Origin of the sequence: Nostoc sp. MS1 (assembly GCF_019976755.1) — a bacterium.
Classification (GTDB): domain Bacteria; phylum Cyanobacteriota; class Cyanobacteriia; order Cyanobacteriales; family Nostocaceae; genus Trichormus.
Genome location: NZ_AP023441.1, coordinates 6107573 through 6121136 on the forward strand (window position 1 = coordinate 6107573; position 13564 = coordinate 6121136).

Genomic DNA, 13564 nt, shown 5'->3' on the forward strand with positions numbered 1-13564 from the left:
ATTGAATATAGACATAGTTACGGAGTTTGGTAAACCTGACTCAACAGTTGGGAAATTTTCTCTCCATCACCAGAATCAACTAAAGTCAAATTTAAAGGTGATTGACTGATAAATTGAGCGTAGGCAGGTGTTAAATAAGACTTGTATTCTTGGCGATGACCTACGGTCGGTCGGAGACCATCGCTCAGATAAGTTTGGAAAAAAGCCACACCCAAAGCATTCATATAAGTGTGAACATTTTTTCTATCAGGCCCTAGTAATCCTTGCGGTACAGGAATTACATTTTCACCATTTGGGAGGTCTGATTGAACGGAGAAGTGGGTTCCATTCTCAATCACAGCCAAATATTTATCTTTACTGGGTAAATTGGTAAATGGTCGAATTTGTTCGGGAACTGCAGGGGTAAATATATCTTGACTTCCAGCCACCATCATTACAGGAACTGGGATTGTACTCATACCTTTCTGCCCAAAAATGACACTACCTAAAGGATTCATTACCATAATCGCTTTAACGCGATCGTCTTTAATAGGATAGTTGTCTGGTTTCAGGTCGAGGGCGCGACATTGAAGAAAGGTGGAAATATTTAGGGAACGATTGGGGTTACATTCTTGGCGAATTTTGGCAAAATCAAAGCTACCACCAGCTAACGCCAAAGCTGTATAACCGCCAAGTGAATGTCCAATTACACCCACCTGTTGCAGATTTAATTTATTTTTAAATCTAGAATCTGTTTCGCTCAAGCGTTGGAGTTCATCTAAAAGGTATTTGATATCTAAAGGACGGTCAATTAATTCCGTCGGTCGGGGAGGACTAGCAATTCCGGCTAAAAATTGTTGAAATTGCTTGGAGTTAGCAACCGGATGGTCAAGCGCAGCAACGGCGAAACCATGAGATGCTAAATGTTGAGCGAGATAAACAAAGCCATTGCGATTATCCGCCAAACCGTGAGAAATGACGATGACTGGGTAAGGTGTTGCTGATTCTGCTTGAGGTAAGTAAACATCAACATCATATTTCCGTTCTAGAACAGTTCTAGACTGTCCATCACGAGAGCGATCGTGTAGGTTTATGGTTATTTTTGTAGTATTAAATGTACCAGATTTACGAATATCTGGTCTTTGATTAAAATCTATTGGTGGTAAATTGGTAGCCTCTTGGTTTGCTAGTTGTTGAATTTTAGCAATTACTACATCCCTTTTTTGTATGAGTTCTGATAACTGCCCCATTGTCTGTACAGTTTCAGAAAAATTGAGACGAATACTGGGGCTGGAATAATTTTTAACTATATTAACTAAAGAAAGCCCTTCAGAGCTTGCTGCTGATAATATTAGGGCAGAACGCAGGGCGTAAAAACCATTTTGTCTGTTTTGAGTTTGAATTAATTCTCCGAAACGTTGCAGCATCTTTTCACCAATTGGAGAATAGGTAAATTGAGACACAAGCGTCGGAGAAACAGGAAATTTAGTACTCAAAAAATTCCTAGCCAGCTTTAATTGTTCTGGGTTAGCACGGTTGGCGTAAAATCCAAAGTCCTTGGTAATTTCACCTTTATTAACAAATACTTCTAAATCTGCTGTAGCAATATCAAAATCCCCAAACGGTGGGTAATTAAATACAATACGTTCTGCTGCAAGTGCAGGAGTAGTGATAGTTATGCTGGAAACTATGCCTAAGAAATAGCCAACAGATTTTTTCCACATAAGGGATTGACGGACTTGAATTTATAAGGTTGTAGATAGATAGATTGAAATAGTAAGTCTTTGTTACATAACTGCGATCGCGCTCAAAGCTGCACCAGTGACAATGACAACAATAGCACCTACCAGCGATAACTTTTGCAGTAATTTACCACTATTGGGTAAGCGGTCTATCCATTGATGAGCATACACAACAACTAACCCAATAGCTACCAACACCGAAGCTAAACCCAGGCTAAATGCACTAATTAATACTACACCATAAGCTGCTTGATGTAAGGCGATCGCACTTAACAATAAAACTAGCGCTGATGGACAAGGTACAATACCCCCAGCAATACCCAAGGTAATTAATGATTGGGTTGTAACAGATTTACTATGTGGGTGATGGTGGTGATGATGGTCATGTTCATGAGTGTCAAGACGTTGATCCAATAACCAAAACCCTACTGCACATATACTCAGTCCACTAAGTAAACTCAGAATCGGGTAAAGAGTATCTGGGAGAATATATTGTGAAGCTACCAATGCGACAATTCCCAGCGTAAAAACTCCCAGTGTATGAGTAATAGTCGTCACTACGCCCAATAAGATAGCCTGTTGAGGTGTTCCCTGCGAACCTATCAAATAGGCTGCCACCATTGTTTTACCATGTCCAGGCGCAAGGGCGTGTCCCGCTCCAAAGAGAAAGGCGATACCAAATCCGGTAATCACCAAACTTGGTGTTAGTTGTTGATGAATCAGTGTTTTGGTGAAAAATTCACCGTGTCCAATATGGGCAAGAGCAGGTTTTGCCATCAATAAGACAAATATTGCTGATACTACTGCCCAAAAGTAAGACAACCACTGCCTATGCCATATAAACATAAGTGTAAATTATTAAACCTGTACCCTATCCTCTGCTATATCTCTCTCTTAAAAGCCTGATGACTGTGGTAGAGCCAATAACCAATTGCCGCTAAAATTTCGTTGACAGTGGCAATCGCAACATTTGGATAAATTGGTATCCCGGCAAGCGTGGGTAGGGGTTCATTGGGAATTGCGATTAAGCTAGTGCCAGGAACTAGTAGAGTGGTAAAGAAAAAGGGAAACCAGAAAAGCATAGGAACCAAAGTGGCGATCGCAAAGCTGACTTGTGGTTCGGCTGATCGCCGCCAAAGTAACCACAGAGCAATTGCTGATAAACTACTAAGTAACCACAGCATCACCACATCATGAAATCGGGCATGAGGAACCCAAGTCGGGTTGAAGATATGGGTAGCATTCCAATCTACAGCAACGGAAACTACTGCTGTATTGACAATTACTACAGAGAGTAAAATTCGGCTTAGTTTTGCTTTTGACACAGGGTTCACAATTATATAGAGGTAATGGAAAAACCTTGTAGGGTGGGCAATGCCCACCACCTGCTTCCACTCGAAAATGCAAGATATGAATGTAATAACTTATTACGCTGATTGATTAGCCGGTGTAACTAATAGGCGACCGATATTCACATTGCTTGGTTGTTCGAGGATGAAACGAATTGCTTTAGCAATATCTTGAGCAACAAGGGGCTGTTCTATGTTCATCATTTGCTTTTGCTCATCGCTCCAGTTTTGATAGAGATTTGTCGCTACTTTTCCTGGTTCAACACAACCTACACCAACCCCACTACCTGCTAATTCCAAACGTAGGCAATCAGTAAAGGACTCAATGGCGTGTTTTGTACCACAATAAGCAGCCATTGTAGGATAGTTAGTTGTTCCAGAAATACTAGATAGATTGACAATAAAACCGTTGCTTTGTTGTTTAAAATGTTTAGCAAAAAAGTACGCTAATCGAAATGCAGACTCTACATTGATGCGAACCATTTGACAAATTTCTTCAATCTCAATAGTCTCCACAGTACCAACAACCATCACACCCGCATTATTTACCAGTGCATCTACTCGTCCAAAGGAATTAAGCGCTGTCTCTAATAAGCGTTGAGGTAAATCTGGCTCTGTAACTTCGCTGGCAACAAAAGTAGCATTGGTAAGTTTGTTAGCGAGTTTCTCAAGTTTATCTTGATTTCTAGCAGTGAGAACAAGACTAACACCTGCACTATCTAATTCGTAAGCCGTGGCTTCACCAATCCCACTACTAGCACCAGTGATGATGGCAACTTTATTTTGTAAGTTCATAAGTTTGTTTGTTGATTGTAATATGAAGTCTCAGATTTCTACCGCCAAATTACCAATCACAGCATCCTTCAATACTGGATACATAATGTATTCAAAGGGGAAGTTTGTACCGCTCACGATGTTTTCTACAATCTTGCCCTCTTTTAAGGTAAGAATATGAACTTCCTTTAGAGGTACAATTTGATGAGTAGCTTTTACACCGTAATAATCTTTCTGAAAAACAGTTGTTGCAGTGAACCTGACTACAACTTTGTTATCAACGCCGAAAATATCATCAATTACAAAATGCTTCACAGGCCAAGCATCGGCAAAAGCAGAAAAGATTTGTTTGTAGTTTTCCAGTCCTTGAATGGGTGCGGCAGGACTTAAGCCAGTTGTTACTGTAATATTTGCATCTAGGGTTTCATCAAATATTTCTAAATTAGCTTTGCCGATTCCTTCATTCATGAATTGGAGCGCGATCGCTAAGTTTTGTTCGACTTGAGTCATTTGTAGCTCACAATAACTTTTATTAGCTATCTACCGTCGCAATGCTTGCAATCCTAAATTGGGAAACAATTTACTGGCCACGGCAAACTGTACCCAAGCTGTTGCTAATGTTTCTAGGGAACGGGCTACTATCAACTCACCCGCGTCTACAGGTTCATATCCACATTCCCTAATCAAATCAGCGACAATTGTCTTCGCTTCAGCATCATCACCACAATAAAAAATACTGGGGCAATCACTACCAAATTGTCTAGACTCAGCAGCAATTATTTCTGCAAAGGTAATATTAAAGGCTTCCACAACATTTGCTTTTGGTGCAAATTGCTGAATTATTTCGGCAACAGATGTTTTTAATTCAGTGGCAATACCGATTGTTTTACCAGTAAAGTCTGGTTGTAAGCCACTCACACAAGTAATGATAATTTTGCCATCAAGAGAACCGATAGATTTTAAGGCTTCTTCTAAAAAAGGAACCCATACAGCCAACAGAACTACATCACTTTGGGCAACTGCATCTTCAGGCGTTCCCACTTTTGCATTCTCACCAGCCGCCGCCGCTAATTGATGTAATTTATTCTCATCTCTGGAGTAAGAAAAAATTACTTGATGCCCAGCTTTTGCCCAAATCTTCCCCAAGCCACCACCCATATTTCCTGAACCGACTATACCAATTTTCATAGTTTATTTGTTGTGTTAATGAAAGTTTAATAGTCAGAATGATTTAAGCAACCCTGGTTATGCTGCTATTTTCGGCAAAGTATTTGGGTGTAACTCCGGTATATTTTTTGAAGTGTTTTGTCAAATGGCTTTGATCTGCACAGCCAACCATGAGAGCAATATCGGCGATCGCATATTTTCCTTGCTGGAGTAATTCTTTAGCTTTTTCCATCCGTTGCTGAAGTACATATTGATAGGGTGCAATACCCATAGATTGCTTAAACAATCGGCAAAAATAATATGGACTAATGCCGTAAATTCTGGCTAGTTCAGTTAACTGGATTGGTTGGTCTAAATGGCTATGGATATAGCTTAATACTTGCTGAAATCTATGAGCTGACACAAAATCACTCGATAGTTGTTGATTGCATAAATGGATAGTCGGTATAACCTTTCTCATCACCACCATAGAAGGTATTGCGGTCGGGTTGATTAAATGAGGTATTTAACCGCAGACGTTCTGGTAAATCTGGATTAGCTAAAAATAGTTGACCAAAAGAAACTAAGTCAGCAACACCATTAGCGATCGCCGCATCCCCTTTTTCTCTGTCGTAACCCCCATTAGCAATTAGCGTTCCTGTATAAAGAGGGCGAAAATCAGAGACAGGAATCGACTTACCTCCATGTCTGATATCTGCTGGCGATGCTTCCATTAGGTGAAGATAGCCTAAACCAAAGGTATTGAGGGCAGCGATCGCATAGCTAAATAAAGCTTCGGGGTCAGAGTCATGGACATCGTTATATGTGTTGCTGGGTGAAAGCTTAATTCCTACACGTTCTGCACCCCAAACACTACATACAGCTTCCGTAACTTCCAACAGAAACCGCACTCGATTTTCAATAGAACCACCATAAATATCAGTGCGTTTATTAGTTCCATCTTGGAGAAACTGATCAATTATGTATCCGAAAGCACCGTGTATTTCTACCCCATCAAATCCAGCCGTCAAAGCATTTTTAGCCCCCTGACGAAATTGCTCAATCACACCCGGAATTTCCTCTGTTTCCAAAGCGCGAGGCGTAACAAACGGTTGAGAACCTGTGTAAGTCGAGGTGTTACCTCTAGGTGCGATCGCGGAAGGTGCTACAGGTAATGCACCATCTGGTTGTAAAGAAGGATGAGAAATCCGTCCTGTATGCCATAGTTGCAAAAAGATCCGTCCACCTGCACTATGCACTGCATCTGTTACCAATCGCCAACCATCAATCTGTTCTGGAGAATGAATCCCTGGCGTTCCTGGATAACCAAGACCCTGCGGTGATACTTGGGTACATTCCGTTACAATCAGTCCAGCCGTGGCACGTTGAGCATAATAAGTAGCATTAAGTTGCGTAGGGACATTTCCCACACCCGCACGATTACGAGTCATGGGAGCCATAACAATTCGATTTGGCAATGTGTAAGAGCCAAGCTGAACGGGTGAGAATAAGTCTGTTTGAGTTACTTGAATCATAGACTATGGGAAAGTGCTGAATGCTAAGTGCTGAGTAGTGTTAGCGGTAGCGGCGCGTTTAGCGCGTGCTGAGTAGTGAGTTAAAAGTAACTCTGCCTCCTGCCTTTTGACTATGGACTAATGACTAATGACTATTCAACAATGGACAATTAACAATTGACTTTTTCCCTCTCCCAGGAAGTGAGAGGATTGGAGACAAGGATTTATTTTTTGATTTTTTCTCCTTAAAAGGAGAGGTCTTAAACCTTGAATGAAACAATTGTCAATTATCAATTGTCAATTATCAATTGATAACCAATGACTTCACTCTATAGAATCAGCCAGATTTTGTCTCTAGGCCAAAGTTCGAGTTATTCCCATAAAGAAAAGTCAGTTTATTCTCAAACCTAAGATGAGGAAAATACCTTAACTTAAGTCTAGGTTTGATTATAGCTATAGGGAAAAGTCTCTAATTATCAGTGTTTTATGATGAATTTATGCCTTAATCCATCTGGCTACTGCTATATATTCAACTTATAAAAATATATCTTTTGATTGTTGACAATTGACTTTTAATAGTCAATTGTAGATCAAGATTGGATATTTAATCAAGCGAACCTGAGCAATATCCTTATTGGAGAGTGACAATTCCTCGTCTGAGGGCAGTAATCACAGCTTGAGTGCGATCGCTTACGCCTAATTTGCTGAGAATATTATTAACGTGGTACTTGACAGTACCCTCGGATATCTGCAATGCAGTACCAATTTCTTGATTACTTTTACCAGTAGCCATGAGGCGAATCACATCTAGTTCTCTACTGCTTAGTTGCAGGATACCTATACGCTCTGCCAGTTTCGCTCCCACTGAAGGCGGAATATATTTCTGCCCTACATTGACAACGCGAATGGCTGCAAGTAGTTCATCCGGTTCAGCATCCTTGAGCAAATAACCTTTAGCCCCAGCTTTGAGTCCACTGTAGATATCTTCATCGCCATCGTAAGTAGTCAGGACAATAATCCGGGCGTTTTCAAATTCATTACAAATAGTAGTAATTGCCGTCACTCCATCCATTTCTGGCATTCGCAAATCCATCAGTGTGACATCCGGTTGATGTTGACGAAATTCTGCAACCGCCTCACGACCATTACAAACCTGTGCCACAACAGCCATATCCGACTCACGGTTAATCATCGCTGCTAAACCCTGGCGAACCACTGGATGATCATCAACAATCAAGATACGAATAGGGTTTTGTAAAGTCATTGTTATTAGTCATTAGTCATTGGTCATTAGTCAAAAGGCAGTAGGCAGGAGGCAGAAGGTTCTTTCCCCTTTCCCTTTGCCCTTTTCCCCTTTCTCCTTCATCTCCCTCATCTCCCCCCATCTCCCCCACTCTCTAAATCCTGACGAGTATGATAATCTCCGTTCCCCCTCCTGGGGTGCTTTGGATTGTTAGTTGCGCTCCTATGCGATCGCTACGTTCTTTGATACCCATCAAGCCAAAACCTTTTACCATTGATAAACTATCTGTATCCAGTCCTTGTCCATTATCTTTAACTCGCAAGATAAATTGTGTCGGGTCATAGACTAGTTCTATCTTGATTTCACTAGCCAACGCATGTTTCAAGGCATTTGTCAATGCTTCTTGCCCAATACGTAGTAAGTTATTTTCTACTTCTGCTGATAAGGAATATACTTGACCGATGATATTGCAGACAATTTGCCGATCAAGGGAGGCAGACATTTGGCTGACAAGACGGTTAAAAGCTTTGGGTAAATTATTAGTTTCTAAGATTTGGGGACGGAGAGCGTTGAGCGATCGCCTGGCTTCAGCTAGTCCTTCTCGTGCTAGATCCCTTGCTTGGATGATGTGTGTGTGTACTTCTGCTAAATCATCCGTAGTTAGGCGAGAGGCTGCACCCAATTGGACAATTACACCTGTGAAGGCTTGGGCTAGGGTATCATGAATTTCCCGCGCCATGCGGTTGCGTTCTTCTAAAATGGCAGCTTGGCGGCTGTTTTCGGCTAAATTGGTCAAATGAATTGCTAGGGTGGCTTGTTGCGCCAATGTCATAATCAATTCTATGTTTTGGGGTAGCCTAGTTCTATATTCCCAAAAGCAAAAACCAATAAATCCCAGAGGACGGGAACCTAAAATTAAAGGTACAAGCACAATAGAACGGTGTCCTTGAGTATAATGCCAGTCTATGTGCGGACAACGTTCCTCATTAGTATCATCCAAGTTAAAGAAGACAGCTTCGCCTTTTAAAAGCGAGCTTTCCCAGACAGCGCAAGTATTGACAGGTATTGGATTTGTCAATACTTCAAATTCTGGATTTTTATAGATATTAATTACCTGTCCTTCCCTAACATATCGCTTCATCACTCGGACGTGATTAAACAAATCCTGGTAGAGAAACATTGCAGATGCACAGGAATTGATTTGAGCAGAAGCCTCTAAAAGTAGATGCTCTAGAAATGTTTCCGAGTCGAGTTCGTCTGCTAATCGATTTACACAACTTCTTAAGGCTTCGTTAGCTCTAGCTAATTCTTTTAGTTGCTGTTGGGCGGCTTTTTCTTGTTCACGAGTCACTGCGGCTTGTTTTGCTTGTTCTGCCATGCGTAGCAGTTGAATTGCCAACGTTGCTTGATGTGCTAAAGCTTGAATGAGTTCGAGTTCTTCTGCTTGCAAATCCCGTTTTGTAGTAAACCGGACGGTAAAAGTACCCACTACTTCCGCGCCAATGAGTAAGGGTACACCCAGTAAGGTTTTTACGCCTAAACTTTCCATAAATTGGCGGGATTTTTGGGATAATTCCGGTGAGTTATCTACATGATAGATAACTGGACGGCGATCGCGGATATGCTTTTTGATGATTAAATCTCTGGGAAATTTTCCTTTTCTGACCCAATGTCCTGTTAATTTGTCAAGGTTTTCGGGTATTGCTGCCAAAATTTGACCATCAAGATAGACCAGATGTAGTGAGAAGTTTTCATTTTCTTGATTGTAGAACCACAGAGCAGCAGAGGTGGACTCTAATTGTTCAGTCATGACTTGTAATACATGACCAAGGGAGCGATCAATTTCCGGTTCTGTTGCCAATACATCTAAAGTTTTCTTGAGTACGGTATTCGCTTGAGCCAATTGCCTTAACTGCTCTTGGGCAGCTTTTTCTTGTTCATAGGCTACTGCGGTTTGCTTTGCTTGTTCTGCTAACTGGGTGAGTTGAATTGCTAAGGTTGCTTGATGGGCTAAAGCTTGAGCTAATTCAAAATCCTCTGGATGGAAACTAGTTTTGTGAGTAAACGCTAACCCCAAGAAACCCAAGGGAATATCACCCAAGAGTAGGGGTATATACATGGCTTTTTGATGTCCTCGCTGACGATGCCACTCTAGGGCTAAAGACCAATGTTCAGGATGGGCATTGTCCCAAATGCCCACTTCTAGAGGTTTTTTTGCCTGCACTAAAATCTCCCACCCACGAGTAATATCTGCGGGAATTGGCGCTAGGAAAGGGTCAATGTTTTGTAATTTATCTTTAGGTAGTACCTGATCTGCTTGAAAACCTAGATGCAGGCGCAATGTATGGGATAGTGCATCATAGAGAAATAAATGCGCCGATTGAGCATTTAATTGATGTTGAATTTCTAAGATGATATGGCTCAGGAAAGTATCAAGTTCAGAAACTGCGGCTAGACGAGCCAGACTATTTTTCAGGGCAGTATTAGCCTGAGACAGTTCTACTAATTTCTTTTGGGAAGCTTGAAAACGCTCGGTGACTAGGTGTTCTACTAATTGTTTGCGGTGTAGTGCGGCTCCAATGCTCTCAGCCGCAGTAGTCAGTACATCGATTTCTTGCTGACTCCAGTGTCGGTATTGGGCGCAATCATCAAAGGCGACAGCACCAATGTAACGTCCTTCGATAAATAAGGGAACTCCCCCGGTTGATTTGATGCCTATGGATGCAAATTCATCTCTAATTGGCTCAGGTAAGTCCTCAACTATACGCCAAATAGAACGCCCTGCACACAATTCCTTCAGTATGACCTCGACATGCTCATTCTCAATCACTGCCATAGTGGGATGGTTGATTTGGGGCGTAATTCCTGGGGCTACCCACTCATAAGTAATCCAATGATATAGTTTTTGTGTAGTTAGGTCTTGGGATTCGAGAATCAGTTGCACGCGACTCATGTTTGCCACTTCGCCGATCGCCTGCAAAGCTGTAGGAATTGCTACATCAATATCTTCAGTTTCTAATAAGTTTTTCGTAACTTGAGCAACCACAGAAAGTAAGCGATCGCGCTGTTGCAAAGCTTCATTAATTCTGGCCAGTTCGGCGGCACGTTCTTTTTCAGCTTGTAGTAAAGTTTCTTGCATCCGTTGACGCTCGATAGCACTACCGATACAAAGGGCTGCGGTTTTCAGTACTGCTAACTCATCGGCATTGCGGCGCTTGGCTTCTCGACAGTCGTCAAAACCCACACACCCCCAACATTTACCATCAATCAAGATAGGAACTACATGCAGTGCTTTGACTCCAATCGCCGCTTGTCCACTACGAAACGGCTCTGGCATTTCTTCCAGTAGGTAACTTAGTACCTGTCCTTGAGAAATGCGATCGTACCAATTAGTAATTCCTTTATATGTTCCTTGGGCTACTTGATGATGAGAAATCTGTGGCACTGTATAGGGTGAATGCCATTCATAAATGATCTTCCACCAAGGAAGTAATTCTGATGGTTGCTCAAAATGCTCAATTACACAAACCCGATCCGTATCCAAACTCATGCCAATAATTTGCAGTGCCATATTCACTGCCTGATCAAAATTACCTACAGTTAATAGCACGTTTGCTACCGAAGCCGTCGCTTCTAATAAAAGCGTTTGTTGTGTCGTATCTTTTGGCTGACTTGTAGAAATGAGCATGAGGTAATTTCAGTTCACATAGCAACTATGGAAAATTTTAGGTAAACGAGGTAGAGCAGTAGCCACATAAGTTAGGAGATTTTCAAAGCGGGAATGGTGGGAATATAAGACTTTATTTCCTGTGCTACACATCTTCGCTGTGTCCCAACCTACATCGTTGTACCAAACTTGCCAGAGGAAAACAAGATGGGAATCTGCTGTATGTACTTACGTAGCAGGGGATTTCAGCTTAAGAATAAACTCTAAAAATGAGTATAGATTTACAAGTATTTACTCATCTCCACATAATGCTTTTATTTAAGCTTCAGTAAAAACTAATAAAGATTAGGTAAATTAACTCATTTTTTTAGGAAAAGTGGAATAAAAATAGTACTATCTTCTTAGTAAAAAAAATTACGTAGTTAACTTAACAAATATTTATTAAGTAATAATACCATATGGACACTGGACGCAACTCTTTTTCCACAGGCTCCTTATTAGCCAATACTTACCAGAATTTTGCGTACCATCTAGCTGCTATGCGTCCCAGGCAATGGACAAAAAATTTGGTAGTATTTGCTGCACCGTTGTTCGCTTTCAGTATTAATATCCCGTCCTTATTAGGTAGTTTATTTGCATTTATATTATTTTGTTGTGCCTCTAGTGGCTTTTATTTAATCAACGATATTGCAGATGTTGCTGCCGATCGCCTGCATCCTGTGAAATGTAAGCGGCCTATTGCTGCTGGACTTGTGAGCATTCCAGTAGCCATAGGTATGGCAGTGATCTTGTTGGTAGGTGCTTTAAGTATTAGTTGGTGGCGATCGCCACAATTGGGTGCAGCGATTACAGGCTATGCCATTTTACAGGTTGCCTATAACCTCAAACTCAAACGGATGGTGATTTTAGATGTAGTGGCGATCGCAACTGGGTTTGTCTTACGTGCCTTTGGAGGTGCGGCTGCTACTAACATTGTTCTTTCAGCTTGGTTCCTGCTCTGTACAGCCATGTTGGCGTTATTTTTAGGTATCGAAAAACGTAAAGCTGAACTACGCCTAGCACAAATCCAAGGTACAAAACTCCGTAGTGTACTTAGACGCTATTCCTTACCTTTATTAGCACGGATGGAAAGCGTAGTTACTACAGGCACAGTTGTCACCTATGCACTTTGGAGTGCTGGCCCTGATTTAAAAGGTGCATCTACCTCTTGGATGCTACTCACCCTACCATTTGTATTGTATGGAATATTCCGCTATCAACTTCTCAGCGATCCCCAAGAAATTTCTCATGCAGAAGATGAGCATTTAGAAAAAGGTGGACGCACTGAAAGACCAGAAGAAGTATTGTTAAAAGATAAAGGAATCCTATTCACAGTGATTGGTTGGATTTGTACTTGCTTCATAATTCTGTGGTTAAAAAATCAAGGAATTATCCAATAACTTACTGTAATATCTTGTCAGCCGTTAGTTATCTTTACTCTGAATATCAGCCTAAACATATCTCTGCAACTGACAACTGACAAAAAACTTGAGCAATGACCCATATAAAAACTTGGTTAAGTAAACTGCATCACTTAACCTTTACTAAGCAACTGGAACAATTACCAAAAAAAACTGTTACCTTAGCAGAAATTGATATTGATTGGCTCAAAGCGGCTGGGATTAGGGGTGTGATACTAGACCTAGACAATACTATTATTTCCGAAGACGATCGCTACCTTTCCCCTTGGGCAGAAAATTGGATTGCTGAAGCTAAGTTAGCAGGTTTAAAACTGTTCATCCTGTCCAATGGAAAACGCCGCTACCGCGTTAAATATTGGTCACATCGCCTCGATATTGCCGCCATCAGTCCAGCTAAAAAACCGTTTCCCCCGGCATTCCGTAAAGCTATGAATCAGATGCGTTTATCATCTAAGAACGTAGTAGTCATAGGTGATAGTTTGCATACTGATGTTATGGGAGCAAAACTGTGTGGATGTTATTATATCCAAGTTGCCAGCCTACCCCATCCTCCCCGATGGTGGGAAAAGTTAGCAGGAAAGTGGGTGCAGATACCTTACCCTAAAGAAAAAGAACTGTGGGATTTTCATGGTGCTTTTGGTTATAAAATATTTTTCTAAATAAGCCGAAAATTTTTAATTTTGGCAATAA

Annotated in this window: 12 protein-coding genes; 2 read left to right on the plus strand and 10 right to left on the minus strand. The window is 41.2% G+C overall.

Annotated features, from left to right (window positions below):
* Positions 1-17: 17 nt before the first annotated feature.
* The 10 genes from NSMS1_RS26340 to NSMS1_RS26385 form a co-directional block, all read right to left on the minus strand.
* Positions 18-1703: an alpha/beta hydrolase gene (locus tag NSMS1_RS26340; protein WP_224087596.1), complete on the minus strand. Its 1686-nt coding sequence runs from the start codon at positions 1701-1703 to the stop codon at positions 18-20.
* A gap of 63 nt (positions 1704-1766) precedes the next feature.
* Positions 1767-2567, minus strand: coding sequence for a nickel/cobalt transporter (locus NSMS1_RS26345; RefSeq protein WP_224087597.1), 801 nt, complete (start codon positions 2565-2567; stop codon positions 1767-1769).
* A 35-nt stretch (positions 2568-2602) separates the two neighbouring features.
* Positions 2603-3055, minus strand: coding sequence for a DUF6640 family protein (locus NSMS1_RS26350; protein WP_224087598.1), 453 nt, complete (start codon positions 3053-3055; stop codon positions 2603-2605).
* Positions 3056-3148: 93 nt separating this feature from the next.
* The gene (locus NSMS1_RS26355; protein WP_224087599.1) at positions 3149-3865 is read right to left on the minus strand and encodes an SDR family oxidoreductase; all 717 of its coding nucleotides are present in this window, start codon (positions 3863-3865) and stop codon (positions 3149-3151) included.
* Positions 3866-3895: 30 nt separating this feature from the next.
* The gene (locus NSMS1_RS26360) at positions 3896-4354 is read right to left on the minus strand and encodes an ester cyclase (protein WP_224087600.1); all 459 of its coding nucleotides are present in this window, start codon (positions 4352-4354) and stop codon (positions 3896-3898) included.
* 30 nt (positions 4355-4384) lie between these two features.
* Entirely contained in the window at positions 4385-5032 is a 648-nt protein-coding gene (locus tag NSMS1_RS26365) for an NADPH-dependent F420 reductase (protein WP_224087601.1), read from the minus strand.
* A 43-nt stretch (positions 5033-5075) separates the two neighbouring features.
* Positions 5076-5414, minus strand: coding sequence for a helix-turn-helix transcriptional regulator (locus NSMS1_RS26370; RefSeq protein ID WP_224087602.1), 339 nt, complete (start codon positions 5412-5414; stop codon positions 5076-5078).
* Between the two features lie 4 nt (positions 5415-5418).
* Complete coding sequence (locus NSMS1_RS26375) at positions 5419-6525, minus strand: alkene reductase (protein WP_224087603.1); 1107 nt, start codon at positions 6523-6525, stop codon at positions 5419-5421.
* A gap of 610 nt (positions 6526-7135) precedes the next feature.
* Positions 7136-7768: a response regulator gene (locus NSMS1_RS26380; protein ID WP_224087604.1), complete on the minus strand. Its 633-nt coding sequence runs from the start codon at positions 7766-7768 to the stop codon at positions 7136-7138.
* A gap of 133 nt (positions 7769-7901) precedes the next feature.
* Positions 7902-11435 carry a GAF domain-containing protein gene (locus NSMS1_RS26385; protein ID WP_224087605.1) on the minus strand — a complete coding sequence of 1178 codons (3534 nt, stop codon included), beginning with the start codon at positions 11433-11435 and terminating at the stop codon, positions 7902-7904.
* A gap of 437 nt (positions 11436-11872) precedes the next feature.
* On the opposite strand from NSMS1_RS26385, the gene NSMS1_RS26390 reads away from it, so the two are divergent.
* Entirely contained in the window at positions 11873-12853 is a 981-nt protein-coding gene (locus NSMS1_RS26390; protein ID WP_224087606.1) for a decaprenyl-phosphate phosphoribosyltransferase, read from the plus strand.
* 95 nt (positions 12854-12948) lie between these two features.
* Positions 12949-13533 (plus strand): YqeG family HAD IIIA-type phosphatase, encoded by a 585-nt coding sequence (locus NSMS1_RS26395; protein WP_224087607.1) that lies wholly within the window; start codon positions 12949-12951, stop codon positions 13531-13533.
* Positions 13534-13564: the final 31 nt, after the last annotated feature.

Bases quoted from the DNA above. Each gene is read 5' to 3' on its own strand.
- NSMS1_RS26390 (WP_224087606.1), top strand. From the start codon at position 11,873: ATGGACACTGGACGCAACTCTTTTTCCACAGGCTCCTTATTAGCCAAT.
- NSMS1_RS26365 (WP_224087601.1), bottom strand. From the start codon at position 5,032: ATGAAAATTGGTATAGTCGGTTCAGGAAATATGGGTGGTGGCTTGGGG.
- NSMS1_RS26340 (WP_224087596.1), bottom strand. From the start codon at position 1,703: ATGTGGAAAAAATCTGTTGGCTATTTCTTAGGCATAGTTTCCAGCATA.
- NSMS1_RS26375 (WP_224087603.1), bottom strand. From the start codon at position 6,525: ATGATTCAAGTAACTCAAACAGACTTATTCTCACCCGTTCAGCTTGGC.
- NSMS1_RS26355 (WP_224087599.1), bottom strand. From the start codon at position 3,865: ATGAACTTACAAAATAAAGTTGCCATCATCACTGGTGCTAGTAGTGGG.
- NSMS1_RS26380 (WP_224087604.1), bottom strand. From the start codon at position 7,768: ATGACTTTACAAAACCCTATTCGTATCTTGATTGTTGATGATCATCCA.
- NSMS1_RS26345 (WP_224087597.1), bottom strand. From the start codon at position 2,567: ATGTTTATATGGCATAGGCAGTGGTTGTCTTACTTTTGGGCAGTAGTA.
- NSMS1_RS26360 (WP_224087600.1), bottom strand. From the start codon at position 4,354: ATGACTCAAGTCGAACAAAACTTAGCGATCGCGCTCCAATTCATGAAT.
- NSMS1_RS26385 (WP_224087605.1), bottom strand. From the start codon at position 11,435: ATGCTCATTTCTACAAGTCAGCCAAAAGATACGACACAACAAACGCTT.
- NSMS1_RS26395 (WP_224087607.1), top strand. From the start codon at position 12,949: ATGACCCATATAAAAACTTGGTTAAGTAAACTGCATCACTTAACCTTT.